Source organism: Phormidium sp. FACHB-592 (assembly GCF_014695795.1).
Classification (GTDB): Bacteria; Cyanobacteriota; Cyanobacteriia; order Leptolyngbyales; family Leptolyngbyaceae; genus Stenomitos.
In genome coordinates this window covers 23,633-48,247 of the sequence record NZ_JACJOZ010000074.1, presented here as the reverse complement: position 1 = coordinate 48,247, position 24,615 = coordinate 23,633, and the positions used below count along the sequence as shown (strand labels likewise).

Below are 24,615 nucleotides of genomic sequence, written 5' to 3'. Positions count from 1 at the left end.
TGAAGTCCAGATTTTAAAGTTCGTACACTAACGGTAATCATCCCTCTTGTTGTAGAGGCGACGATCGTCAACGCTAACCGTGTCGATAATCCCCACCACCACAGCATCGATCGGACGATGTTCGCTGCCTGCCACCTGACGAGCCGCACTACCGCAGCTCACTAGCACCCACTCATCTAGCCCAGCACCAACCTGATCGGCTGCCACTTCATAACGTGGTAGTGGAGCACCCTCCTCATCCATAAACTGTAAGAGGAGGAACTTCACGCCACTGAGGCTTGGTTCTTTTTGAGTGCTGACGACCGTGCCACGGACTTTTGCAATCTGCATACAGCTCTATGGTCTGGTGTAAGGACCAGCGTGGATCGCTCTACCACTGACGCTATCCCGGAACTGCTCCACTTCATCGGTGTAGCGGATGGGCAGAACATATTCCAGGTTTTCGTGCGGACGGGCAATGATGTGGGTCGAGAGTACCTGTCCACCGCTGACTCGCTTCACATTATCAACGCCAGCCGCAACCGAAGCCTGCACTTCGGAAACGTCACCGCGCACAATAACCGTAACGCGACCGCTACCGATCTTCTCGTAGCCTACAAGCGTCACACGAGCGGCTTTCACCATCGCATCGGCAGCTTCCACAACAGCGGGAAAGCCCAGTGTTTCGATCATTCCAACAGCAATTGCCATGAGTCGTACTCCCTAAATTAAATAGCCGAAAAGTTAATGTCTAAACTCTAAACAGTCGGTTCAGATAACACTCAAGAACCGCTCCGCCAATCAATTAAATCGCGGAAACGGCTAGAAGGGTGCGATTTCAAACGAGAGTATAAAGTCTAGTTATGCGAACAAAAAGGATGAAACATCCTGTTTTTAACTACACCCGGAATTGCTCGATCGCCTCGGTGTAGCGAATCGGCAGCACGTATTCCAGGTTTTCGTGAGGGCGAGCAATGATGTGAGTGGATAAAACCTCACCACCGTTGACCCGCTCTGCTGACGCAACGCCTGCCACGATGGATGCCTGTACTTCAGAGACATCACCGCGCACAATGACTGTGACACGTGCACTACCAATTTTCTCATAGCCTACCAGGGTTACGCGGGCAGCTTTGACCATAGCATCCGCAGCTTCCACAACCGCAGGAAAGCCCTTCGTTTCAATCATTCCAACAGCAATCGGCATACTCCTCTCCTACAGAGTCATAAGTCACTGTGCAAACATTTGATGCTATATACAAATATTTGGTAACAATGGTCATCGCGAAGGATACTCTTTAAATTGATGACGAAATTGCCATGATTTAAGCTTTTTTTGAAGCTTGAGTGTCTTCGATTCTAAGAATAGAACGATTGTTTGACGTTTGGCAATATAACTGTAAATAATATTTTCAGATTTCAGCTATTAAGAAAGCTGATTTTTGGCGATCGAAACCCTCTGGTGGTCTAAGGGGTTCTCGGCTAAGCAGTTCCATTTACTTCATAACCGTTTGAGCGACGATGTGACAGGCATTTCCGTCAGGTGTACTTTGCCGGGATCAACTGTTAGACAGGACTAAGGTTGATCCCGGAGCTAGCCTCGACACTACAGCCAGTAAAGGGATCGCCGTCAGAAGTATAGGCAAAAATCTATGATACCCATTGTATTTGGTCTATGAGACGTTGATGCGATTAGTTAACTTGTAGCGATAAGTCAAGATTGATGAAACTATAGGCGCTTTTGTTGTCTGAGGTTTTGCTTTTTTAGGACAGCAGTCCTAAGCTAAAGTAATGCTAGTTAAACTAATGCATTGATAATTAACTCAAGTTTATCAACTACTTTGGTTCTGTTGAAATGATTTAAAGTGAGTCTTTAGCATTGAGTGCATAGTTTTTAGAAACTAGTAAAGATTGCTTAGAAATTAGTAAGAATTGCTGACATTTTAGTGCAATGGTATTTTAAATGATTCAGTTTCTCCTCCAAAATAGTTGGTGGATACCTTGTTACGGTGTCTTGGGTGCGCTACTGACGCTGCCTTGGACGATCGGCATTGTCCGTCGTACGGGGCCCCGGCCTGCCGCTTACATTAATCTCTTGATGACGGTGCTGGCGTTTATTCATGGCACGACCGTCTTTCGATCAACCTGGAATCAGCCGCCTCAAGCCCTGGTCTTTCATTGGCTGCAAACTGTAGATCTGGATTTAACCTTTGTTCTCGATATCTCAGCGGTTAGCGTGGGTGCAATGGAGCTGGTTACAGGGCTGAGTTTGCTGGCGCAATTATTTGCGTTGGGCTATATGGAAAAAGACTGGGCACTGGCACGGTTTTTTGCCTTGATGGGCTTTTTTGAAGGAGCAATGAGCGGTCTGGCATTAAGCAATTCGTTACTGCTAACTTACGGTCTGCTAGAACTGTTGACGCTTTCAACCTACTTGCTAGTTGGTTTTTGGTACGCGCAACCCCTGGTTGTTACAGCGGCACGGGATGCTTTTTTGACCAAGCGTGTGGGCGACATTTTGCTGCTGATGGGTGTGGTGGCGTTGTCCACGTTGAGCGGTAGCTTGAGCTTTCCTGACCTTTATGAATGGGCAGAGACGGCAACACTGTCTCCCCTCACAGCAACGCTGCTGGGCTTGGCATTGATTGCCGGACCAACGGGCAAGTGTGCTCAGTTTCCACTCCATCTCTGGCTGGATGAGGCAATGGAAGGTCCGAATCCAGCGTCTATCTTACGAAACTCGGTGGTGGTTGCCTGTGGTGCTTACGTGCTGATTAAGCTGCAACCGATTTTGAACCTTTCGCCTGTGGCATTGACGACGCTGATTGTGATTGGCTCTATGACCGCGATCGGTGCCTCGCTCGTGGCGCTCGCGCAGATTGACATTAAGCGTGCGCTGTCTCATTCCACTAGTGCCTATCTAGGCTTGGTGTTTGTGGCGGTGGGCACTCAATGGACTGGTTTTGCGCTCATGCTGCTCTTTGCCCATGCGGTTACTAAAGCGTTGATGTTTATGAGTGTGGGTGCCATTATCACTACCACGCAAAACCAGGACTTAACCGAAATGGGTGGTCTATGGTCACGGATGCCAGTGACGACGACAGCCTTTGTTGTTGCGTCTGCTGGCTTGGTCGGCATCTTACCGCTGGGTGGTTTTTGGGCTTTGCGGCTGGGCATGGACGACTTTTGGACCGATGCACCCTGGCTGGTCGGTGTTGTGCTGGTAGTCAATGCGCTGACAGCGCTAAACCTGACGCGAGTCTTTCGCCTAGTGTTTTTGGGCGCTCCGCAACCGAAGACTCGCCGCGCACCAGAAGTTGGCTGGGCAATGGCAGTACCAATGGTATCGTTAACGATCGTGACGTTGCTGACACCGTTAATGATGCAACGTTTATCACTGTTGCCTGATTGGGAGTATTTCAATCACACAGCGGCATTTTTGCTGGTGCTGTCAGGCATTATTGGGTGCCTGGTTGGGGCAACGGTCTATCTCCACAAAGCATGGTCGCGATCAGTGCACTTGCCCTGGCGGATGCTGCAAGATCTTCTGTCCTACGACTTTTATATTGAGCGACTGTACGAAATTAGCGTGGTCAATGGAGTGGTCTTGCTAGCCCGTTTTAGCAATTGGTGCGATCGCTATATTGTTGACGGTATGGTCAATTTTTTGGGCATTGCTTCAATTTTCAGCGGCGAGAGCCTGAAGTACAGCATCACGGGGCAGTCTCAAGCTTATTTGCTCACGATTATGGTAGCAGTGAGCCTCTTGGGTGGGGTTTTGGTCTGGTTCGCATGGTGATTCTGGAGTAGGACAATGCTCAGTGCTTTGATCTGGATACCGCTGTTAGGTGCGCTTCTCGTTGGCTTTGGACGAGAACCGTTGATTCCTGCACGGGCGCGTTTGATCGCTCTTTTGACAACTGGGGGGACGTTTGTCTGGACGATCGTGCTGGGCAGCCAATTTGACGTAGGGCAGGCAGGGATGCAATTTAGCGAGCATCTTACATGGATTGAACCGCTTGGCTTGACGTATGACCTGGGTATGGATGGGCTCTCACTGCCGTTGGTTGCCCTTAACGGGTTACTGACGACGATCGCGATCGCAAGCGGCACACCATCAGTCAGTCGTCCTCGTCTTTATTACATCCTGCTGTTGCTGCTGAATGCAAGTGTGACCGCAGCCTTTCTAGCTCAGAACTTGCTGCTGTTTTTTCTGTTTTACGAGGTGGAGCTGATTCCCCTTTACTTGCTGATTGGGATTTGGGGGGGTGCCAACCGAGGTTACGCTGCCACCAAGTTTCTGATTTATACCGCTATTTCAGGCATCTTGATTCTGGCGGCTTTTTTAGGCTCAACGTTATTAACAGGTGCATCTAGTTTTGGCTACGAGCCTCTGCTGACGCAGGCTTTGCCGTTGGGACAACAGTTTTTACTGCTGGGGGCGCTGCTGATTGGCTTTGGTATCAAAATCCCGCTGGTGCCGTTTCACACCTGGTTACCCGATGCCCACGTTGAAGCGTCAACCCCCATTTCAGTCTTGCTGGCGGGCGTGCTGCTAAAGCTGGGTACCTACGGGTTACTACGGTTTGGGTTGGGTCTGTTTCCTGAAGCGTGGGCTGTACTGGCTCCGTGGTTGGCATCATGGGCGGCGCTAAGTGTTCTGTATGGCGCGTTTATGGCGATCGCGCAAACAGACATGAAAAAGATGGTGGCATATAGCTCGATCGGGCATATGGGCTATGTTTTGTTAGCCGCTGCAGCAGCTACACCTCTGAGCCTCCTAGCCGCTGTCTGCCAAATGGTCAGTCATGGACTCATTGCAGCGATGCTCTTTTTGCTAGTCGGTGTGGTGTATCAAAAAACAGGCACCCGTGACTTAAAGGTGCTGCAAGGGTTGCTGAATCCGGAGCGTGGCTTACCACTCATCGGCAGTCTGATGATTTTGGGTGTAATGGCAAGCTCTGGTCTCCCTGGTATGGTGGGCTTTGTTTCAGAATTTTTGGTGTTTCGGGGTAGCTTTCCCATCTTCCCAACCCAAACGCTGCTGTCAATGGTCGGCACCGGGTTAACAGCGGTTTACTTTTTGCTGCTCGTCAACCGTGTCTTTTTTGGTCGCCTATCGGAACCTGTGCAGGATCTACCGCCTGTCTACTGGAGCGATCGTGCACCAGCTATGGTCTTAGGTGCCTTGGTTTTGCTGCTGGGTCTACAGCCAAACTGGTTGGTACACTACAGCGAAACAACGATGGCTTCATTGCTGCCTGCTCGTTTGGCGATCGCCCCAACAGCAGTGGTGGCGCAACCAATGCCCAAAGCAGAAATAATGGAATAGGCACTTGCCCACAGCCCATCTTCGATCTTCGTCCCTCTGGCACAGTATGACCGATACCCTTAAAGCGCATCCCCCCTCCTCCTCCCATCCGTTCGCGCCCTACATCAATCGCCTAAAGGCGGGTGGGGCGCTGCTGCCGGATACACAGCAAAATGTTATGGAGGTTGTAGGCATCCTCAAAAGCTATGGCATTGTGCTGGATGCCTACTACCGCAACCTGCTCTACATTTCCGAGCATCAGTTTTTGGTATTTTTTCCGTTCTTTAAGTATTTCAATGGCGATGTGTCGTTTGCTAAGCTCTTGCGCCACTGGCAACACGATCGCATCAATTTTGAATATGCCGAATACTGTATGAAAGCAATGTTTTGGCATGGCGGCGGCGGTTTAGATGCTTATCTAGATTCCCCAGAGTTCATGGCGCGATCGCAGTCGGCGATTCAAACGCGCATTCAAGGGAATCCAGGGCTGATTGCATTGCATCGCTTATTTCCCGAATTTTTGCCAGAGCACGTGCGGCAACTGGCTTACTACAGTGGGCTGGGTCAGTTTTGGAAGGTGATGAGTGAGATCTTTCTGTCACTGTCTGATCTCTATGACGAAGGAAAAATCCAGTCTATTCCACAGGTTGTGACCCATATCCAGGACGGGCTGGTAGCTGCTGCTAGTCTTCCTATTACTTACACGGTTACGTTGCGTAACCAAACCCATGAAATTATCCCCCTTTCAGTCGGCTTAACGTTTCTCCCCGATGTGGCAGTGCCCTACGTTGAGGCAGTGTTCTTTCGTGGCACACCCTTTTCGGGTACGGTCTCGTATAACGCTCAGTTGCATCAAATTCCGCCGGATCAGAGCCGCTTTGGCTATGGGGCGCTATTTGCTGATCCGTTGCCGATCGGTGGTGCTGGCATTCCCCCCACCTTACTGATGCAGGATATGCGACATTATTTGCCGGATTATTTACACGATATCTACAAAGGTGGAAAGCGTGGTGAAGACGATTTGCGCGTAAAAATTTGCGAAACGTTCCAGAAATCCATGTTCTGTGTCACAACCGCAACTATTTTTGGTCTAGCGCCCTATCCCTTAGAAACCAACGACCCAGAACAGCAGCGTCAGAACCAGGTGTATCTAGAAGGTTGGATGGATCGCCTTCTAGACTCCCGTCTGGCAGAGGTGCAGCCTACTTAGGGGACTAAGTAAGCTGAAAGCTGAAGGCTGATCGCTGCTATTAGCTTTGCCCTTTTAGTTTGCATGCTGTCTAGTGTACTCTCACCCATAGCGCTAAACCGCCGCCACGTCCGCGGGCAGCAAGGCAGTCTGGTGTCACCAGAAAAAAAGCGAAAAAGGGCAGTGTACCAACGGTTTGACGATAAAAATCATTGCTAGTTTTACGCCCTGGCACTGCACCGCTATAAACCGTTTTGCCCAGCACTCCAACATGCAGACGGGTAAAGTCGAACGCCAGCAGATTCTTCTTGCCGAGGTAGTGCGCTGGACCGGTAAACTGCAGCAGTACTGGACCTACCTCAACCTGGTTGCCGATCGTGCCTCGTCCCAATACGGGGTCTGCACCCCCTTCAGCGCTAAAGGAAAGCTGTGCAACCGCTAGCTTTGGTACATAGAAGCCTTTCCCCAGTACAATGCCGCCACGCCGAACTTTGCGCGTTCCTGTAGCAAAACAGAGCCGCCAGTTGCCCCATAATGGCTCAAACGGGTAGGTCAAACGCTCTTGCTTTGCCGCTTTTTCTGCCTGCACTAGCGCTTCAGCCACCGCTTCAGCCGTAGGGCGCTCACTAACTTTGCTTTGAAACGCAGCCGCAGCCTGATGCAAAACTGCGCTATGGTCAGGCGATGATGTCGGTCTCTGGTCAACAGTCATACAGTCTTTTTACGAGCAGCAACATTAAGCTAACTATAACGACAGGTGCATGGATCTAAAAATTACCAAGGCACGGCTACCGGGACGATCGCACCAATGGGATCTAACGATTGATAATGGCACTATCATCACCATTGCGCCATCGATTGCTACTCCCGCAGAGACAACGCTTGATGCCCAAGGCGGGCTTGTCATTCCTGGCTTAGTAGACGCACACATTCATCTCGACAAAGCCTTTTTGCTCGATCGCATGCAGTGGCAGACGGGTACTTTTACCGAAGCGCTGCAAGAAACTGCCAACGCCAAGCGATCGTTCACGGTTGCTGATATCCAAGCCAGAGCACGACGGGTCATTGAGCAAGCGATCGCCTTTGGCACAACTGCTATGCGCTCGCATGTAGAAGTTGATCCCATGATCCAATTGACCGGTATCAAAGCACTGCTGCCCTTACGTCAAGACTATGCGTGGGGCTTAACGCTTCAGCTTGCTGTCTTCGCGCAAGAAGGGATTACAAATCAGCCTGGTACTGAGGCTCTGTTGCGACAGGCAATGGCGTTGGGTGCTGATGTCATTGGGTCTGCACCGTATGTCGATCCCGACCCAGAACAGAATATTTGCATCGTGTTTGATATCGCCCAGACCTTTGACTGTGATGTCGACTTTCACCTGGATTTTTTAGACGATGATGCTCCCTTGCTCTTACCTGTCGTGATTGCTGAAACGCAGAAACGGGGATGGCATGGACGGGTTTGTCTGGGGCATATGACTAGGCTCGCTGGCTTAACACCAGGAGAGTTGGAGACGATCGCCGCTGACACTGCCGCCGCAGGCATTTCAATTCTGGCGCTTCCGGCTACAGACCTTTACATGATGGCTCGTCACGATACGCACAACGTCCGTCGGGGCATTGCCCCTGTCCATCTGTTGACTGCGTTAGGTGTTAACACAGGTTTAGCAACTAATAACGTACAAAACTTGTTTACGCCCTTTGGCGATGGCGATTTGCTCAAGATGTGTACCCTTTTAGCGCAAGTGCTGCATCTTAATACGACTGCCAGCCATGAACTCTGTTTAGCAATGGTAACCACGCAGGCAGCACAGGCAATCGGACTTGCAAACCACAATCTTGCTCCTGGCAACGCTGCTGATCTAGTGATGCTTAATGCGACCTCAGTGACCGAAGCGATCGGTGCTGCACCTACTCAACGCACCGTCATTAAAAAGGGGCGTATTGTGGCTCAAAGTCATTGCCAGCAAACGTTTTTTGCCTCGTGATTGTGCCCATTGATTACCGCAGAAGGTTTGGATCGTCTGATTGCACGTCTGGATCAGGCAATATTTCAGCATCCAAAGAAGGCGAGGAAGCCGTAGGTGATGGAACTGTTGTGGGTGAAACAGTTGCTTCAGCGTCCACAATCGCCGCTTCTACTACATCTGAGACCGATGGAGTTGCCGCAACACGATCGCTCTCTAGCTTAACGGCTGCAACATCAAGGGCCGCTGGATCTACGGCTGCTGGCGCTGGCTCAACATCTGGCGTGCGAAACTGCTTTCTCACGTAAACAGGCTTGCTCTCACGTTTTGCAGTTAGCCCTTTAAAGGCACCCTGCACTTGCTTGCCGATCGCCGTAATCGGGCTTTCCCCTGGCTGTATCTTGCTGCTCGGTACCGACACTTTGGTCGGCGCGATCGTCTGTGGTGTCTTTACTGCAGGTGTCTGTATCCTAGCCTGACTCGCATTTGCAAAGTCTGCTGGTGTCAGGGGCACATACGCTTGCGAATCAACCGTCGGTGGTGATGGTGGGGTCGTGTTGGTAGACGTTGCTACCAATGCCCCAGCCCAGGCTGCAAGTTTCGCAAACTGTTTGCCGATCGGCTTGGCAAGCGGCGCAACTAACTCAGCACTAGAGATGCTTTCCCATGCCTTTGCCACCATTGACTGCCACTCTGCTGCTGTCGGCACGGCTGTTTGCTGGTCTAGAGGTGCAGCCTGTCGCCGCAACACTAGCGTCTGCCAGCCCAGCCAGCCTAGTAGTGCCACACTCGTTGTCTGTCCCAGAAGCACGCCACCCGTTATGCGTCCTGCACAAACCCACAACACCAGCGCGTAAAACATCCCCAAGCCGCTCCAGAGGAAATCATTCTTGCGATGCACCTCTGGGAAAAAAAATGCCGCCATATAGAGAGCAACGCTGCTCAAACCAACGACCAGTGCCAAAACGTATGCCAGCATATGGCTGCCCCCAATTGCGCCAACAACTACTTATAAATCTATTCTGTCAGGGTGCGCTAAAGTTTTCGTGGCGTTGCTGCTTGAACGCAGGAATTTCAGTAGGGGCGATCGACTGTTTACTCTTAAGGTTGATCTTGAAAGTACCGATTCCTCAAGTCATCCAGCAATATCGTTTGCAGTAATAAGGACGTTATACGTCCTCCTGCACCGTCAAATGCATGACAGCTTAAGATTCTCTTCCAGGCTAACCTAAGATGTTCGAGCTACCCTGAAGGGGAATTGGACAGCCCAAGCAAATTGCAGAGTTAAGCAGAGAATCTTATGGCACAAAGCTTTGGTGTAATTGGTCTCGCGGTTATGGGCGAGAACCTGGCGCTAAACGTCGAGCGTAACGGGTTTCCTATCGCCGTCTACAACCGTAGCCGCGAGAAGACAGATGCCTTTATGGCGCAACGAGCAACAGGCAAGAATGTCGTAGCGGCTTACTCTCTAGAGGAATTCGTAGCGGCATTGGAGCGTCCCCGCAAAATTTTGATCATGGTGAAGGCAGGTGGTCCTGTCGATGCCACGATCGAGCAACTGAAGCCCCTCCTGGATGAGGGCGATATTCTGATTGACGGTGGCAACTCTTTATTTACAGATACGCAGCGCCGCGCTAAAGATTTGGAGTCAGCCAAATTTACCTTCATTGGCATGGGTGTCAGTGGTGGTGAAGAAGGCGCACTCAACGGTCCTAGCATGATGCCTGGCGGGACAAAGCAGGCGTATGACTACCTGGAACCTATCCTGACTAAAATTGCTGCGCAGGTTGATGATGGTCCCTGTGTTACCTACATTGGTCCTGGTGGCGCAGGTCACTACGTCAAAATGGTGCATAACGGCATTGAGTACGGCGATATGCAGCTCATTGCCGAAGCCTATGACCTTTTGAAGAGTGTACTGGGTCTCAACTCAGAGCAACTGCATGAAGTCTTCGCCGAATGGAATACCACGGACGAACTCAATTCCTACCTGATTGAGATCACGGCAGATATTTTCACAAAGGCTGATCCTGATACTGACACTCCGCTAGTTGAGCTAATTTTGGATGCGGCGGGTCAAAAGGGCACCGGACGTTGGACTGTGTCAGATGCGCTGGAACTGGGTGTATCAATCCCCACCATTATTGCAGCCGTCAATGCTCGCATCATTTCGTCCTATAAGGAAGAGCGCGTGGAGGCATCAAAACTGTTGCCTGGTCCAACTGCAACCTTTGAGGGTGACACCAAAGCCTTTGTGACAAAGGTAAAAGATGCGCTCTACTGTTCCAAAATGTGCTCTTACGCTCAGGGTATGGCGCTGCTTAGCAAAGCTTCAGAAACCTATGGGTTCGAGTTGGATTTGGGTGAATGTGCCCGGATCTGGAAAGGCGGCTGCATCATTCGCGCTGGCTTCCTGAACAAGATTAAGCAAGCGTTTGATGAAAACCCATCTCTACCTAATTTGCTGCTGGCTCCTGAGTTTAGACAAACGATCCTGGATCGTCAGGAAGCCTGGAGAGAAGTGATTGCGACCGCTGCCAAAGTTGGCATTCCGGTGCCCGCCTTTAGTGCGTCGCTGGACTACTTTGATAGCTACCGACGCGATCGCCTGCCGCAAAACTTGACCCAGGCACAGCGCGATTACTTCGGCGCACACACCTACCTGCGTACCGATAAGGAGGGCGTTTTCCACACAGAATGGATGAAGCCTGATGAATCGATTCAATTGCCAACGCCGGATACGGTTTTGGTAGACCAGCACCAGCCTACTCAAGCAGACGTTCAAAAGCAAGAAGCGGAAACGCTCAGCTAGCTTATACGAGCAGCTAAATAGCAAGAACGGTGCGTTTTGATTAATCAAGCGCACCGTTCTTGTGTCGAGTCAATTTGCTATTTCACTCGATCGTCTCACAGCACCTAGCCCTTGCTGCTTACTTCCAACGATGGGCAGGCATGGGGTGAAAGGCGCAAGTAGCGCAAACATTCTTCTGGTTGAAGCTGACGCAGGGTACGATCGCGCGCAAGGTGCAGCAGTTCTTCCCAGGTTGCAGCCCAGAGACGTAGTTGCCCACTTTTACTTAGACTGGCAACATAACGACCGTCTGGACTAAAGAAGGCTTGTTGAATCGGTTCTGCTGTGCTGCCTAATTCAGCAGGGCGTAGTAAGGCTTGCTCTGTACCTGTCTTTGCATCCCATAGGCGGATCGTGCCATCCGCACTGGCAGTTACTAATCTCGTTGCATCAGGACTAAACTCTGCATCAAGCACTGCGCCTCGATGCCCGGTCATAATGACCTGAGAGACGCCTGTCCGGGCATTCAGAATCCTGGCGGTGCCGTCCCAACTGGCAATGGCGACCAAGTGTCCATTGGGGCTAAAGCGAGCGCTACTGATGACATCCCGATGATAAAGCGTGGTCACGAGTTGACCAGAGGCTACGTGCCAAAGGCGGGCAGTGCGATCGCGGCTAGCACTTACCACACGCTGACTATCAGCACTAAACTGTACTTGCTCAATGGTAGCGGCGTGCCCCTGCAACTGCTGCTTTACTTTGCCAGACGGTACATCCCATAGAGTAATGACGCGATCGTCACTCACACCCAAAAGCGTTTGATTATCAGGACTGAAGGCAAGCTGATAGATTGTTTTAAGGCGATGCGGTTGAGCTTGATTGGTTGAGCCAGCGGCATTAACGCTACCGAGTTTGTTTGCCTCCAAGCGACGCACCCGCTGAAGTGATTGGTCTGGTTGCCGTTGCCAAACTTCTACAGTGCCACTGGTAGGAGCGATCGCTATCCACTGTGTATCAGCGCTAAAGGCAACGGCTGTAAGCTTTGCACTAGTTGGGATGCCGCTTGGTCGCTTAGGGGTGTGCTGGTAGGCAACGTGAGGTGTTGCAACAACTGAGTCAAGACCGTTGGAAGCATCGTGAGCGTTAGCTGCTTGTAGCACCTGCCTTTGTAGCAGCGGCTTGAATGCAGTAGACGACTCTGCGGTTGCCAGATTATTTGCAGCCACAGTTACAGGTGTGGCTAATGGGTCTGAAAACAGCCTGCCTGATGGAGCGATCGCAGGCTCAGGGACTTTTAGCGTCAACATTGAGGCTCCAAAGAAGCGCCGGAAATCGAACCTCATGTTCGTTAAACGGGCTGGACTCCATAAGGGGGCGGCTGACTCAGAAGCAATACGCGCCTTGTCTGAGACTGCTGCTGGCTTTGTGGGGTTCCAGGTATTAATAGTGCCATCGATCGCTACGGTTACGATGCCACCAAACCCTTCGAGTGGTGAAACCTCTGGTGTTTGTGACCTAAAGCTGGCATGTGCGATCGTGGCTGTGTTGAGTGGAGGCATGGGCACAGCCCCCGGCAAGCGACCGAATGCTGCCCACAGCCTTTGCCCATTCGTTGTATTCAGTGTGGGAAACTCGCTGCCCATCTCGGTTGCCCACAAACGTGTAGAACCATCAGTGCTAGCAGTGGCAATCAGAGAGCCATTGCGGCTAAACTGCACTGTCTCGATCGCGCTTGAGTGCCCCTTCAAGCTACCAATCAACTGTCCTGTGGAAAGATCCCACAGTCGCGCAACAGGGATTGTGTCTTCGTCGCCCACAAGGTGATCAGCTATCACTAGCTGACGGCTATTAGGGCTAAAGGCAAGACTGTTAGCGGCCCTTGGATAGTGAACCGATCCTGGCGATCGGTCAGTTTGCCCAGCTAGATTAGCGTTGTTCAACTCACTGGAGCGCTCCAACTGTTGCCATAGTTGACCAGAATTAACATTCCAAAGTCGGACGCAGCTAGCATCAACAGTGGCTAGCAATTGCCCATTTGGGCTAAACATGACCTGTTTCAGCGGTTGCACAGCCTGCTCAAACGAGCGTAAACTACTGCCTTGCATTGGCATAGTGCTACTAGCTGCTGTCAAAATCTGGCGCAACTGCCCGGTATTAACTCGCCAGAGGTATGCGCTACCGTCGTCAGCGGCAGTGGCGATTAACTTCCCATTGGGGCTAAACGTAGCATTACGCACCCGAGCATCATGGCGCAGCAGTTTGTGGCGTTGCCAGGAGCTTACCTGCCAGGGGTGTCTCTGCCAGAGTTGGGCATTGTTGCCACTAGTGGTTAACAGTGCTCGGTTGCTAGGGCTAGCGGTCAAACTGTTAACAGGAGCCACATGACGGAGCGTTGCTTGCGGTTGCCCACTCCTGGTATCCCACACCCGTACCTCGTTGCCTGCACTTGCTGCCAGCCAATCACCTTTGGGGCTAAATGTTATCTGCTGCACAGGTTTTAGCAAACCGTTCAACGTGAGTAGCCGTTTACCCGATGCCACTGACCAAAGCTGAATGTCTGCAGAATTTTGGGCGATCGCGGCTAGCTGCGTTCCATCTGGGCTAAACGCGATCGCAACGATCGCCGTAGCCGTTGGCGCATTCGGAGTAGTGATCGCCGTCGCAGCTAACGGGTTTTCCGCATCACGCCAAGAAAAAACCTTCTCGATCGCTTGGGTCTCTAGCGACCAGAGCCGAATTGTGCCATCCGCTCCAGCCGTAGCAAGCTGACGTTGATTAGGGCTAAAAATAGCCTGGTGAACAGCGCCGCGATGCCCCTGGAGGCTGACCTGCAACCGCAGTTTTTGTAGCGCAGTACGCAGGCTTGCCTGCGCTTCGTAGGTATACCCTCCTTTCTCGGCAGCAAGGCGGCTGATGAGTAGTGCTGTTGTAGGGTCACCATCTGGTTCTTGCAAAATGGCTTGCGCGACGGCTGCCTGCTGTCGTGCAGTGGCAATCTGAAGCTGGTAATCTTTTTCGGCTTGGCTGTTGACGACTGCCCGGTACTGGCTAAATGTGACAACCAGCGCCACAAGTAACGTACAGGGCACAGCCAGTTGCAGTAACCGTCGTTCTTTTTGTGCGCGCCGGTTTTCCTCGCGGCTTACGGCTATATAACGTTGTGCAAGTGCCGATAGCTCATCAGGATAGGCAATCACATAATCCTCGGCATCGGTGAGGCGATCGCCATGTAGCAAATATTCGGGCGATCGCGACTGTTGTAAGGCGTACCATTCTTTGGCAGCTTGCTCCATGCGTCGCTGCCGCTGAAGTAATTCTCGATTTTCGTCCAGCCATGTGCGTAGCAGAGTCCAATTCCGAATCAGTGCTTCGTGTGCGACATCAACCGTTTCCTGAGTGTCGCTACTGTTAATTACAGAGGTGGAGGCATCTGAGAGCTTGCTCACTGATCGCTGCGTCAGGCTAGCAATATCGAAATTGGTACTGTTGCTAAAAAGAATGGATGGGGCGCGATCGTCTGACAGTTCCTGTGAGCATTTACCCCGGCGCATTTGGGCAAAACGCAACGCTGTAGACACATTATTAAATTCTTGTATCACCCTGCGTTGGCTGGTGCCGACGCAAAGCACGCGATTAGTAACAACTAGCTTGGCAGCAACCAGTTTCTCCAGCACTTGCTCAATCAACGCCGCCGGAAACCAGGGGCTAATAAGTTCAGATTTAGAAATACGACGGCGGGTATCCTCGGTGCCATCGCCAATTTGTGTTAGCGCGATGAAAATCCGCTTGGCAACGCGCTGTTCCTCTGGCGTAAGGCTATAGAAAAGATCATCTGCCCGCTTCTGCAATGTGCCTCGAACGCCGCCTAATTCGTTGTAGGCATCCAGCGTTAGGTGAGCGGCTCCACCCTCTGGGTCAAGTTGCCGCCGTTGCCAAAGTTCTAGTAGCGTGTACTGCAAGAGGGGCAGTTCTCCTGGTGCACCCACTACATCTAGCAGAATGTTGTAAATCAGGTTGGGTTCACAGATAATGCCTGCTTTCTCCGCCGGTTTGACGATCGAGGCTTTAATTTGCTGATAGGTAAGGGGCGTCACCGTGATCAAATTTTGCTCGATTTGCTTTGCCAGACCGTTGTAAAGCGAATACTTACCAAAAAAATCTGCCCGCAACACCACAACGACGCTGAAGCAATCATTCAATTCGCGTAAAGCCGTGATGAGACTATGAAAAAAGTTCAGGCGATCGCGCTCTGCTTGCAGCCCCTGGCAGAGTGTAAACACTTCCTCAAACTGGTCAATGATCAGCAAGAGCCGGGAATTTCTGCCGTGTTTGGCAGACATTAAACTGGCGCGAATCAGGTGAGACAAACCGGTACCGCCATCCCGGAGCAAGGTTTCTGCTCGTCGCAATTGTTCAGCACGATCGACCGCTGAATCTTTAGGGTTTACAAACGCAGTTGCCAGACTTTTGAGCGGTTGTTCTGTTGGGCTAATCAGTTGGATGCGCCAGCGATCGCTCCCCGAAAACTTCTTGCCCTGACGCAAGGTGTGGATCAACCCCGCTCGCACCAGTGAAGATTTACCGCTACCAGATGCACCGACTACGGCAGCAAAGTTTCCAGTTCTGAGCTTCTCAATGAGCTGATCGGTCAGTTCTTCGCGTCCAAAATAATAGTCAGCGTGTGCTTCATCAAAAAACTCTAGACCCCGATAGGGACAAACATCCTGGACAAGCTCGGTTTTAACGCTCGTTGGTGCACCTTGACCGCGTGTAAGAAGGATTTCACTGCCAGAGTTTTCAAACAGGGGCTGCTGCATCTCCCGCTTGAGCGCATTACTAACCCAATCGGTCAGTGCATAGTTCGTGACCGTGCCATTTGCAACGCGAGTTGGATCAAGACCCTCTAATAGTGCTTGTGTAAAAACACTGTACTTACCAATCATGGATTCGTAAGCAGCTTCATACTCCCGTGATGCCGCCATAAAGAGGCGATCGGTACCGGAACGGGCACCTGGATCAGCTTCTAAAAAGTTGAGCAGTTCACCACTATGGCAGCAGTCTAGCAGTACAATCCGTTGTCGTACGGGGCTTTCTTGCAGCAGTCGCCGTAGCCAAAAGAGCGAAAGACCATAAAAGCCAGCGTTGGGGTTTGCGTCACTAGTCGCTAAAAAACCTTCCTGTACCCCTGCATCTTTTTGCAGCCCATGACCCGAAAAGTAAAAGAGTGCCGTTTGCGGAACGTTAGTGCCCTTGGGCTTAAAGAGCTTAATGAGTGCGGCTTCTAGTTCCGCTACTGTCACCTGGGTTTTAAAGCCAATTCTTGATTGCCCCGCCTGCACAATTTCCGGCATCCGTGCGACCCGAAAATCTCCATCTGTTTGCAGCCGTTGTGCGATCGCCTCCGCATCATGGGAGGGCGCATTTAAACTTGGCAAGCACTGATAGGTACTAATTCCAACAACTAGAGCGTCACGTGACATAGTGTAAGCCTTCCCCACAGCTTTTCAATGAGGCTAAATGATGCGCTTAATCGTCTTTAGCAATATTCCAAATACGCGCTTCTAAAAAAGTTAAAGGCATCATCAGGGCACACACACGACACACACTAAAAACGTATACAAAGAATGTTGATTGCTCTTTTAGAAGCTCAACAAACGATGTTTTGAGCAAGAAAATTATTAACTGTATAGTATGGATGAAATAGCTTCAGCCATTTGGCTGATTTTTTATCTCATCAATAGCAACGAGCATGAAAAGTCCAGCGTACACACAGCTTTGGCGTTGGAAGCTGAAGACGCTCTAGACCTTAAAAGCGGTTCATTAAGTTAAACGTAGTAATTTTTTTGCTTTTTGTAAAAGGGGTAACACCCCTAAGGGTGATTTTTTTAGGATTTACACATATGGTCCAAGACGATGTCTCTAGACTTACTTCAACGACTAATTTCTTGAGCAATGAATATGTTTGGATGCTTAAGGCACAAAAAATCTAATAACAAAGTTTTGTTTGATTAAGCAACAGCAATACACAACTGTAAGGACCGTAAAATTACGGGTTAAACGTTTCGCTTTAGTTGAAATTACTGAGTCAGTAATGAGTTAAGTAGATAGTAGTAACACTGATAGAGTTTGTAAAATAAATCCCTTGATAGACGAAAAAGACTGGTTTCTCAAGGTGCCTACCAGCAAACGTTTCCGTAGTTAGCGGTGTTTAACGGCGCTAGTTGCTCATGTTGACAGCTAGCCTCTGACCTCACGGACTTGCAGACGCTGGCGATGCACCTAGACTCTCAGTTAAGAGATGCACCCAGACTCTCAGCTAAGAATAGTGGTATCTAGGTCACAGTTAGCTGTATTACGTAGCAGTATGATTTTTGAGTACGGCTATCAGTAGCTCTGTAGCTATTTGCCAGCAGGAATTCGGGAGCTTTTGTCAGAATCTTGCTCTCTAGCCGCTAATCCTGTTGCTAAACCTGCCTCTATGGGTATTTTGTTTGGTAGAAATCTCCTTAGCAGTATGATGCTTCGACAGTTTTTCCTTTATTGGATACAGCGCTGACACATGAAACGAATTTTGCTGGCGGCAGCGTTTGCGCTGGGATTACTGCTGGTGTTACTGCCAGCCGCCGTTCGGGGCGAATGGTCATCGCGATCGCAGACGGCGATCATCTCTGCGGAGCGATCGCTCGACGCTAACGCTGGCAAAACAGGTACTCAACCAGCGATCAGCGCAAAGACCCTTGCTCAAGCTCAATCCGACGAAGATGAGACTGCGCCAGCACCGTCAAACCTAATGCCGTTTGAGCAAGCGACCAAGGGAACTGAGCGGCTCAATGGGTTGTTTACGCTGTATCGCGATCGGGCAGGCGGCAACCTTTATGCTGAAATTAAGCCAGAGCAACTGAATGTCAACTACCTCTGCACCATCACCATGGAATCGGGGATTGGGCAAGGTGGGATCTACAGCGGGCTACCACTCAAAGATTTCTTATTCAACTTTCGTCGCGTTGGCAACAAGCTTCAGTTTGTGGTGCCCAACGTGTTCTTTCGGACTCGTCCGGGCGATCCACTTCAGCGATCGATTAAGCGTTCTTTTAGCGATTCTGTGTTGCAGGCACTCACAATTCGCAGCATTCATCCCCAGCGTAAAAGCCTGCTCATTGATCTAAAGCCACTGTTCCTCAGCGATCTACCTCAATTAAGCCAATTTTTGGCAGATATGCTTGGCTCAGCCTACAACGTGGAAGCAGGCAAAGCGTCCTTTGGTCCAGTGCAGGTGTTTCCGCTGAATGTGGAATTGGAGTCTGATTATGGCATTACGGGTGCGATGGGAGGAGAACCGCCACCCTTTTTGTCAGCCTTGCCAGATAGCAATACGTTTAACCTGCGGGTGCGCTACAGCCTGTCGCAGCTACCAGCAAACCATGACTACCGCCCTCGGTTGGCAGACGATCGCGTTGGTTATTTTATCTCAGCGTACCAAGACTTTTCGGACGATTCGCCGAGAGAGCCATTTGTCCGCTACATCCAGCGGTGGCATTTGAAGAAAAAAGACCCTGACGCTCTGCTTTCGCTGCCTGAGAAACCGATCGTCTTCTGGATTGAAAATACAGTGCCGTTGGAATATCGAGAGGCGGTGCGAGACGGTGTTTTGATGTGGAATAAAGCGTTCGAGCAGGCAGGCTTTAAGGACGCGATCGAAGTGCGCCAGATGCCTGACAATGCTACGTGGAACCCTGCGGACGTGCGATACAACACCATTCGCTGGCTCAGTTCCTTTGATGCCGACTTTGCTGGCATGGGACCGGTACGGGTCAATCCGCTCACAGGCCAGATTTTGGATGCTGATATTTTGATTGATGCTAACTTTGCACGGTATCTCAAGCGGACATATCAAACCTTCTCGCAGTCGCAGCAATCGCAGTCAGCACAAAAGCCGTTAACGAGTCGTTCCAGACTATGCGGTGACGGGATGGCAACTCCCCTCTCGAAGTCAATGTCGGCACCCGCCTTAAAGTCTCGACGGATGCTGCAACGATTGGGTAACTACGACCTGTGCTACGGCGCAGAAGCGTCACGGCAGTTGACGATCGGTGCCATGTCGCTCTCAATGTTGCACAGTGCAGCACCCGGCAGTAACGCGATGAAGCAGTTTGTGCAGTCCTATTTGCGATCGCTCATTGCCCATGAAGTCGGACATACACTGGGGCTACGCCACAACTTCCGAGGCAGTGCTATGCTGTCACCCGCCGAGCTGAACAACACTACAATCACGCATCAGAACGGTTTAGTGTCATCCGTAATGGACTACAGCGCTATCAATCTCGCACCCCAAGGCACGCCTCAGGGTGATTACTTTACACAAACAGTTGGTCCTTACGATAAGTGGGCGATCGCCTACGGTTACACCCCTAGCAACGCCCTGGTGCCGCAAGCCGAAATGCGCCTGTTGGACAAAATTGCTGGACGTGCCCCTGAACCGGCGCTTGCCTATGCCACAGATGAAGATATTTACGCTGGGCTAGACCCACTGGCGACTCCTTTTGACCTCAGTGGCGATCTGTTGACCTACGCACCGTGGCAGATGGAGAATGCTCTCAAAATGTGGCAAACGCTTGATCAAAGCTCTCCTACAAAAGGCGAAAGCTTTAGCGACGTGCGGCAGAAGTTCGATGAAATTTTCTACTATTACTTCCAATACTCCAGGTTCTTAACCACTTATGTGGGTGGGCAATCCTTTAATCGCTTTCGGAGCGGCGACGTGGCAGGACGGCTGCCCTTTGAGCCAGTCCCCGCCGAGCAGCAGCGTCAAGCATTAGCATTGCTGCAAACCCACGTCTTTGATGCCAATAAATTTCGGTTTTCCCCAGCCTTTTTAAACAAGCTCGCTCCGTCACGCTGGGAACATTGGGGCGAAGAAGCACAGATGGATTCACTTGATTACCCGATTCACGATCGCATCCTTTCCTTACAAGCGAGGGTGCTGTATGACCTGCTGAACACCGATCGCCTGTCCCGACTGCGCGATGCTGACCTCAAGACACATGGGCAATCCTTCGCCTTGCCAGAACTGTTCGGCACTCTGCAAACTGCTATCTGGGGTGAAATGTTTAAGCCAGAGGAAAAGCTGCAACTCTCTAGCCTGCGGCGAGGCTTACAGCGTGAGCATTTGAAAGCGTTGACCAATATGGTATTGCGTACTGCTGATGTGCCTGATGATGCTCGCACTTTGGCATGGTATGAACTGAAGCAGCTTGCTAATGCGCTCGATCGTGTGCTGAAGCGGCAGGGCAGAGACGCAAACATTGAGACAAGAGCCTATCTAGAGGAAACGCGCGATCGCCTTGCCAAAATCTTGGATGCTAAACTGCAAACCCAATGATTGGCCAAACGCGATTAGGATAAAGGCAATTAGGATAGAAACGGCACCTCTGGAACCTCTTTGAATGCGCGACTTCTTTAAAAACACCCTGGCAACCGTACTGGGCTTATTAATTTTTCTAGGTTTAAGCGTTAGTGGTCTTCTAGTCCTGGTTATTGCGATCGCCGCACGCGATACCGAACCTCAGGTGAAAGATAAGTCGGTGTTAGTGTTTGATCTGGGCACTAATATCACGGATGCAAAGCGCAGTTCTAGCACTAGCCAAGCATTAGGAAACGCTCTCTCAGGTAATCCAGCCGAGGAAACGATTAGCCTCCGCGCTGTTCTAGATGCCATTAATGAGGCAACCCGCGATGCCAAAATTGTTGGTATCTACCTTTATGGGAACGAAGACAGCACTAGCGGCACTGGGTTTGCCACTCTTAAAGAGGTGCGAGAGGCTTTGCAGCGTTTTCGAGCCTCTGGCAAAAAAATTATTGCGTATGACGTTTCCTGGGCAGAAAGAGAGTACTACCTGGGTTCCGTTGCCAATACGATCGTGCTCAACCCCGTTGGTTCCTTTGACTTCAATGGCTTGAGTTCCGAAACGATGTTTTACGCTGGCGCACTCAAAAAGTTTGGTATTGGCGTTCAGGTAACGCGGGTCGGCAAGTATAAAGCGGCCGTAGAGCCATTTTTGCTTACTAAGCGCAGCCCCGAAAATCGTGCACAGACGCAGCAACTGCTCAACGATTTGTGGGGTGAGTTTTTAACTGCCGCAGGCAAAGACCGCAAACTTAGCGTGCAACAGCTACAAAAAATTGCAGACAGTCGGGGCATTTTGATGGCAAACGAAGCCTTGAAAAGCCGACTGGTAGACAAGCTGGCATATACGGATGAAGTTATTGCCGACTTGAAAAAGCTAGCAGGAAGCGATGAGAAAACCAAGTCGTTTCGTCAAGTGAATCTAGCAACCTACGCCAAAATTGCTGAAACGAAGATTGATCGAGGCGGTAAGCAGCAGATTGCTGTTGTCTATGCCGAGGGTGATATCGTTAGTGGTCAAGGTGGCGTTGGGAGTGTGGGTGGCGATCGCCTTGCAAGACAACTTCGCCAAATCCGCCAGGATGACGATGTAAAAGCAGTTGTGCTGCGGGTCAATAGTCCTGGTGGCAGCGCTACGGCTTCAGAGGTGATTCAGCGAGAAGTGGTACTTACACGCAAAGCTAAACCACTGGTCGTTTCAATGGGTTCGATCGCAGCATCAGGTGGCTACTGGATTTCAACCTACAGCGATCGCATTTTTGCCGAACCCAATACTATTACAGGCTCCATCGGTGTGTTTGGTATCCAGCCCAATTTTCAGGCGATCGCCAACGCTAATGGCATCACGTGGGATGCGGTCAAAACTGGACGCTACGCGGATAGCCAAACCACTTCCCGTCCCAAAAATCCGCAAGAACTGGCAATCATTCAGCGATCAGTTGACCAAATCTATGACCAGTTCCTTACAAAAGTTGCTGATTCTCGTAAATTAACCAAAGCTAAAGTTGCCGAAATTGCTCAAGGGCGCGTGTGGTCTGGGCTAAAAGCCAAACAGCTTGGCTTGGTAGACGAACTAGGCGGCATAGATGCAGCCATACGCGATGCTGCTAAACGCGCTAATTTAGGCGATAACTGGCAAATCGAAGAATACCCCAAGACACGTGGGTTTGCAGAACGCTTGTTTGAGCAATTAGGCAATGATGCTGCGGCTAAGTTCGGTCAGAGCGGCACGACTCCTGATCCACTCGCTGTCCAAGTGACAAAGCTTCAGTCCGATTTAACTGCACTCCAGGCAATGAACGACCCCTTGGGCGTGTATGTACGCCTGCCGTTTAATTTTAGAATTGACTAGACTGACGGCGCTAAACTACCGACGATCGCCATCCGCTAGCGCAATCAAGCGCGATCGCAGCGACACAACACTGCTGCGTAGAATAATTTGCGTCAACTCTAGGATTGATACGCTAAACTAGGCAAGAGCGCTACGAGGACTCATCGCAGTGCCTCCTAGCTTCGTGAAGTTTTAACTTCGTGAGAAGTGGGTTACGCCCACTTTTTTTATTGGTACTTATGGCTCATCCGCTCATTCCACAGGTCATTGATCTAGCACAGCCCCTGGCAGATGCCCTCGGTTTGCAAGTCGTTGGGGCAGTGTTTCACACCAACCAACAGCCGCCAGTGTTGCGAGTTGACATTCGTAACCTTGAGCGCGATACAAACTTGGAAGATTGTGAACAGATGAGCCGTGCTCTGGAATCAACGCTTGATACAACGGAGATTTTGCCAGATGCTTATGTGCTGGAAGTTTCTAGCCCTGGGATCTCACGTCTGTTGACGACCGATCGCGAGTTTATCTCCTTCAAAGGTTTTGCCATCATTGTGACGACAGTTGAGCCGTACGCTGGGCAAACAACATGGACGGGTCAACTTATTCGTCGTGATGAAGATGCCGTCCACCTCAATCAAAAAGGACGGGCGATCGCCATTCCGCGCCCACTGGTAAAAACAGTGCAATTAGACGAACGGCGATAACTCAAGCAAAGACGGCAGTTTTTAAGGGGTAGCAACTCCAGTCCTCCCATTCCCCTTCATTCCCCCACATTTACGGAGACTTTCCCAATGTCAATGGTCACTCTAACTGGACTCAGAGACATGATTGATGGCATCAGCCGGGAGCGAAACCTGCCCAAGCTGGCAGTGCAGGCTGCATTGCGAGAGGCGTTGCTCAAGGGCTACGAACGCTATCGCCGTACTCAACGGCTCGATAATCCCAATTTCGATGAAGAGTACTTCGCTAACTTCGAGATCGAATTGGATGTCGAAGAAGAAGGCTTCCGGGTGCTGGCTGCAAAAACGATCGTTGAAGAAGTAGATAATCCCGACCACCAAATTGCCCTTGAAGAAGTGCAGGAAGTGGCGGCTGAGGCACAACCAGGCGATACCGTGGTGCTAGATGTCACTCCTGACAAAGATGACTTTGGGCGTATGGCTGCGATTCAAACGAAGCAAGTACTTGCCCAAAAACTGCGCGATCAGCAACGCAAGCTGGTACAAGAAGAATTTCAAGATCTCGAAGGCACGGTCTTGCAGGCACGGGTGCTGCGGTTTGAGCGACAATCTGTCATCATGGCGGTCAACAGCAGCTTTGGACAACCAGAAGTCGAAGCAGAACTGCTGAAGCGGGATCAGCTCCCCAACGATAATTACCGAGCAAATGCAACCTTCAAGGTCTACTTAAAAAAAGTATCAGAAGGTGCTCACCGGGGACCGCAACTGTTGGTATCAAGAGCAGACGCAGGCCTGGTCGTTTATCTCTTCGCTAACGAAGTCCCTGAAATCGAAGACGAAATTGTTCGTATTGTTGCTGTTGCCCGCGAAGCAAATCCCCCGTCTCGTTTTGTGGGTCCGCGTACCAAGATTGCGGTGGATACGTTAGAGCGAGATGTCGATCCGGTTGGTGCTTGCATTGGCGCAAGAGGGTCGCGGATTCAAGTTGTAGTGAACGAGCTACGTGGCGAAAAAATTGACGTTATTCGCTGGTCGCCTGATCCCGCTACGTATATTTCTAATGCATTGAGTCCAGCACGAGTGGATGAAGTGCGGCTAGTTGATCCAGAAGGGCGGCAAACGCATGTGCTGGTGCCGGATGACCAACTAAGTCTGGCGATCGGCAAAGAAGGTCAAAACGTACGTTTAGCAGCCCGTCTTACAGGTTGGAAAATTGACATCAAGGACTCAGCAAAGTACGACTACGAAGCCGAGAACGAGAAGATTGCCGCCGCCTTGGAAACCCGTCGTCAGCTCTATCCGCTTGATGAAGATTATGAGGAATACGAAGACGAAGAGCAGGACGCGATCGATACTGAGTATGTAGCCCCTGAAATTGCAGTTAATTGCTCTGATGACGATCAAGAAGCAGGTGCGGCAGCCGACGGCTCTGGTGTCGAGTCCGACGATGCACTTAAGCGCCCCTAA

The 24,615-nt window shown here is 50.8% G+C and carries 15 protein-coding genes; 9 read left to right on the top strand and 6 right to left on the bottom strand.

Annotated elements, in window-relative coordinates; genetic code table 11:
* Positions 1-27: 27 nt before the first annotated feature.
* The 3 genes from H6F86_RS19105 to H6F86_RS19095 form a co-directional block, all read right to left on the bottom strand.
* On the bottom strand, positions 28-330 hold the full coding sequence (locus tag H6F86_RS19105) for a EutN/CcmL family microcompartment protein (RefSeq protein ID WP_190450294.1): 303 nt from the start codon (positions 328-330) through the stop codon (positions 28-30).
* A 6-nt stretch (positions 331-336) separates the two neighbouring features.
* Entirely contained in the window at positions 337-690 is a 354-nt protein-coding gene (locus tag H6F86_RS19100) for a carbon dioxide-concentrating mechanism protein CcmK (RefSeq protein WP_106256501.1), read from the bottom strand.
* Positions 691-877: 187 nt separating this feature from the next.
* The gene (locus H6F86_RS19095) at positions 878-1,186 is read right to left on the bottom strand and encodes a carbon dioxide-concentrating mechanism protein CcmK (protein WP_190450293.1); all 309 of its coding nucleotides are present in this window, start codon (positions 1,184-1,186) and stop codon (positions 878-880) included.
* A gap of 756 nt (positions 1,187-1,942) precedes the next feature.
* Between H6F86_RS19095 and H6F86_RS19090 the strand changes: the two genes are divergently transcribed.
* Genes H6F86_RS19090 through H6F86_RS19080 form a run of 3 tightly spaced genes read left to right on the top strand, consistent with a single transcriptional unit; the run spans position 1,943 to position 6,500 of the window.
* Entirely contained in the window at positions 1,943-3,778 is a 1,836-nt protein-coding gene (locus H6F86_RS19090) for an NAD(P)H-quinone oxidoreductase subunit F (RefSeq protein ID WP_190450292.1), read from the top strand.
* Positions 3,779-3,793: 15 nt separating this feature from the next.
* On the top strand, positions 3,794-5,311 hold the full coding sequence (locus tag H6F86_RS19085; protein ID WP_190450291.1) for an NADH-quinone oxidoreductase subunit M: 1,518 nt from the start codon (positions 3,794-3,796) through the stop codon (positions 5,309-5,311).
* Positions 5,312-5,357: 46 nt separating this feature from the next.
* Positions 5,358-6,500, top strand: a complete 1,143-nt coding sequence (locus H6F86_RS19080) for a CO2 hydration protein (protein ID WP_190450290.1) — start codon at positions 5,358-5,360, stop codon at positions 6,498-6,500.
* Positions 6,501-6,570: 70 nt separating this feature from the next.
* Here H6F86_RS19080 and H6F86_RS19075 read toward each other — a convergent pair whose 3' ends face one another.
* Positions 6,571-7,191: a hypothetical protein gene (locus tag H6F86_RS19075; protein ID WP_190450289.1), complete on the bottom strand. Its 621-nt coding sequence runs from the start codon at positions 7,189-7,191 to the stop codon at positions 6,571-6,573.
* Between the two features lie 49 nt (positions 7,192-7,240).
* Between H6F86_RS19075 and H6F86_RS19070 the strand changes: the two genes are divergently transcribed.
* Positions 7,241-8,467: an amidohydrolase family protein gene (locus tag H6F86_RS19070; protein ID WP_190450288.1), complete on the top strand. Its 1,227-nt coding sequence runs from the start codon at positions 7,241-7,243 to the stop codon at positions 8,465-8,467.
* Between the two features lie 13 nt (positions 8,468-8,480).
* Here the strand turns inward: H6F86_RS19070 and H6F86_RS19065 are convergent, their stop codons facing one another.
* The gene (locus H6F86_RS19065) at positions 8,481-9,425 is read right to left on the bottom strand and encodes a Ycf66 family protein (RefSeq protein WP_190450287.1); all 945 of its coding nucleotides are present in this window, start codon (positions 9,423-9,425) and stop codon (positions 8,481-8,483) included.
* Positions 9,426-9,746: 321 nt separating this feature from the next.
* On the opposite strand from H6F86_RS19065, the gene gndA reads away from it, so the two are divergent.
* Positions 9,747-11,258 (top strand): NADP-dependent phosphogluconate dehydrogenase, encoded by a 1,512-nt coding sequence (gndA, locus tag H6F86_RS19060; RefSeq protein ID WP_190450286.1) that lies wholly within the window; start codon positions 9,747-9,749, stop codon positions 11,256-11,258.
* 104 nt (positions 11,259-11,362) lie between these two features.
* On the opposite strand, the gene H6F86_RS19055 is transcribed toward gndA, so the two are convergent.
* Complete coding sequence (locus tag H6F86_RS19055; protein ID WP_190450285.1) at positions 11,363-16,717, bottom strand: caspase family protein; 5,355 nt, start codon at positions 16,715-16,717, stop codon at positions 11,363-11,365.
* 1,079 nt (positions 16,718-17,796) lie between these two features.
* Between H6F86_RS19055 and H6F86_RS19050 the strand changes: the two genes are divergently transcribed.
* The 4 genes from H6F86_RS19050 (at position 17,797) to nusA (ending at position 24,615) form a co-directional block, all read left to right on the top strand.
* Entirely contained in the window at positions 17,797-20,616 is a 2,820-nt protein-coding gene (locus tag H6F86_RS19050; protein WP_190450284.1) for a zinc-dependent metalloprotease, read from the top strand.
* Positions 20,617-20,680: 64 nt separating this feature from the next.
* Complete coding sequence (gene sppA / locus H6F86_RS19045; protein WP_190450283.1) at positions 20,681-22,492, top strand: signal peptide peptidase SppA; 1,812 nt, start codon at positions 20,681-20,683, stop codon at positions 22,490-22,492.
* A 218-nt stretch (positions 22,493-22,710) separates the two neighbouring features.
* On the top strand, positions 22,711-23,172 hold the full coding sequence (gene rimP, locus H6F86_RS19040; protein ID WP_190450282.1) for a ribosome maturation factor RimP: 462 nt from the start codon (positions 22,711-22,713) through the stop codon (positions 23,170-23,172).
* 87 nt (positions 23,173-23,259) lie between these two features.
* The gene (gene nusA, locus H6F86_RS19035; protein WP_190450281.1) at positions 23,260-24,615 is read left to right on the top strand and encodes a transcription termination factor NusA; all 1,356 of its coding nucleotides are present in this window, start codon (positions 23,260-23,262) and stop codon (positions 24,613-24,615) included.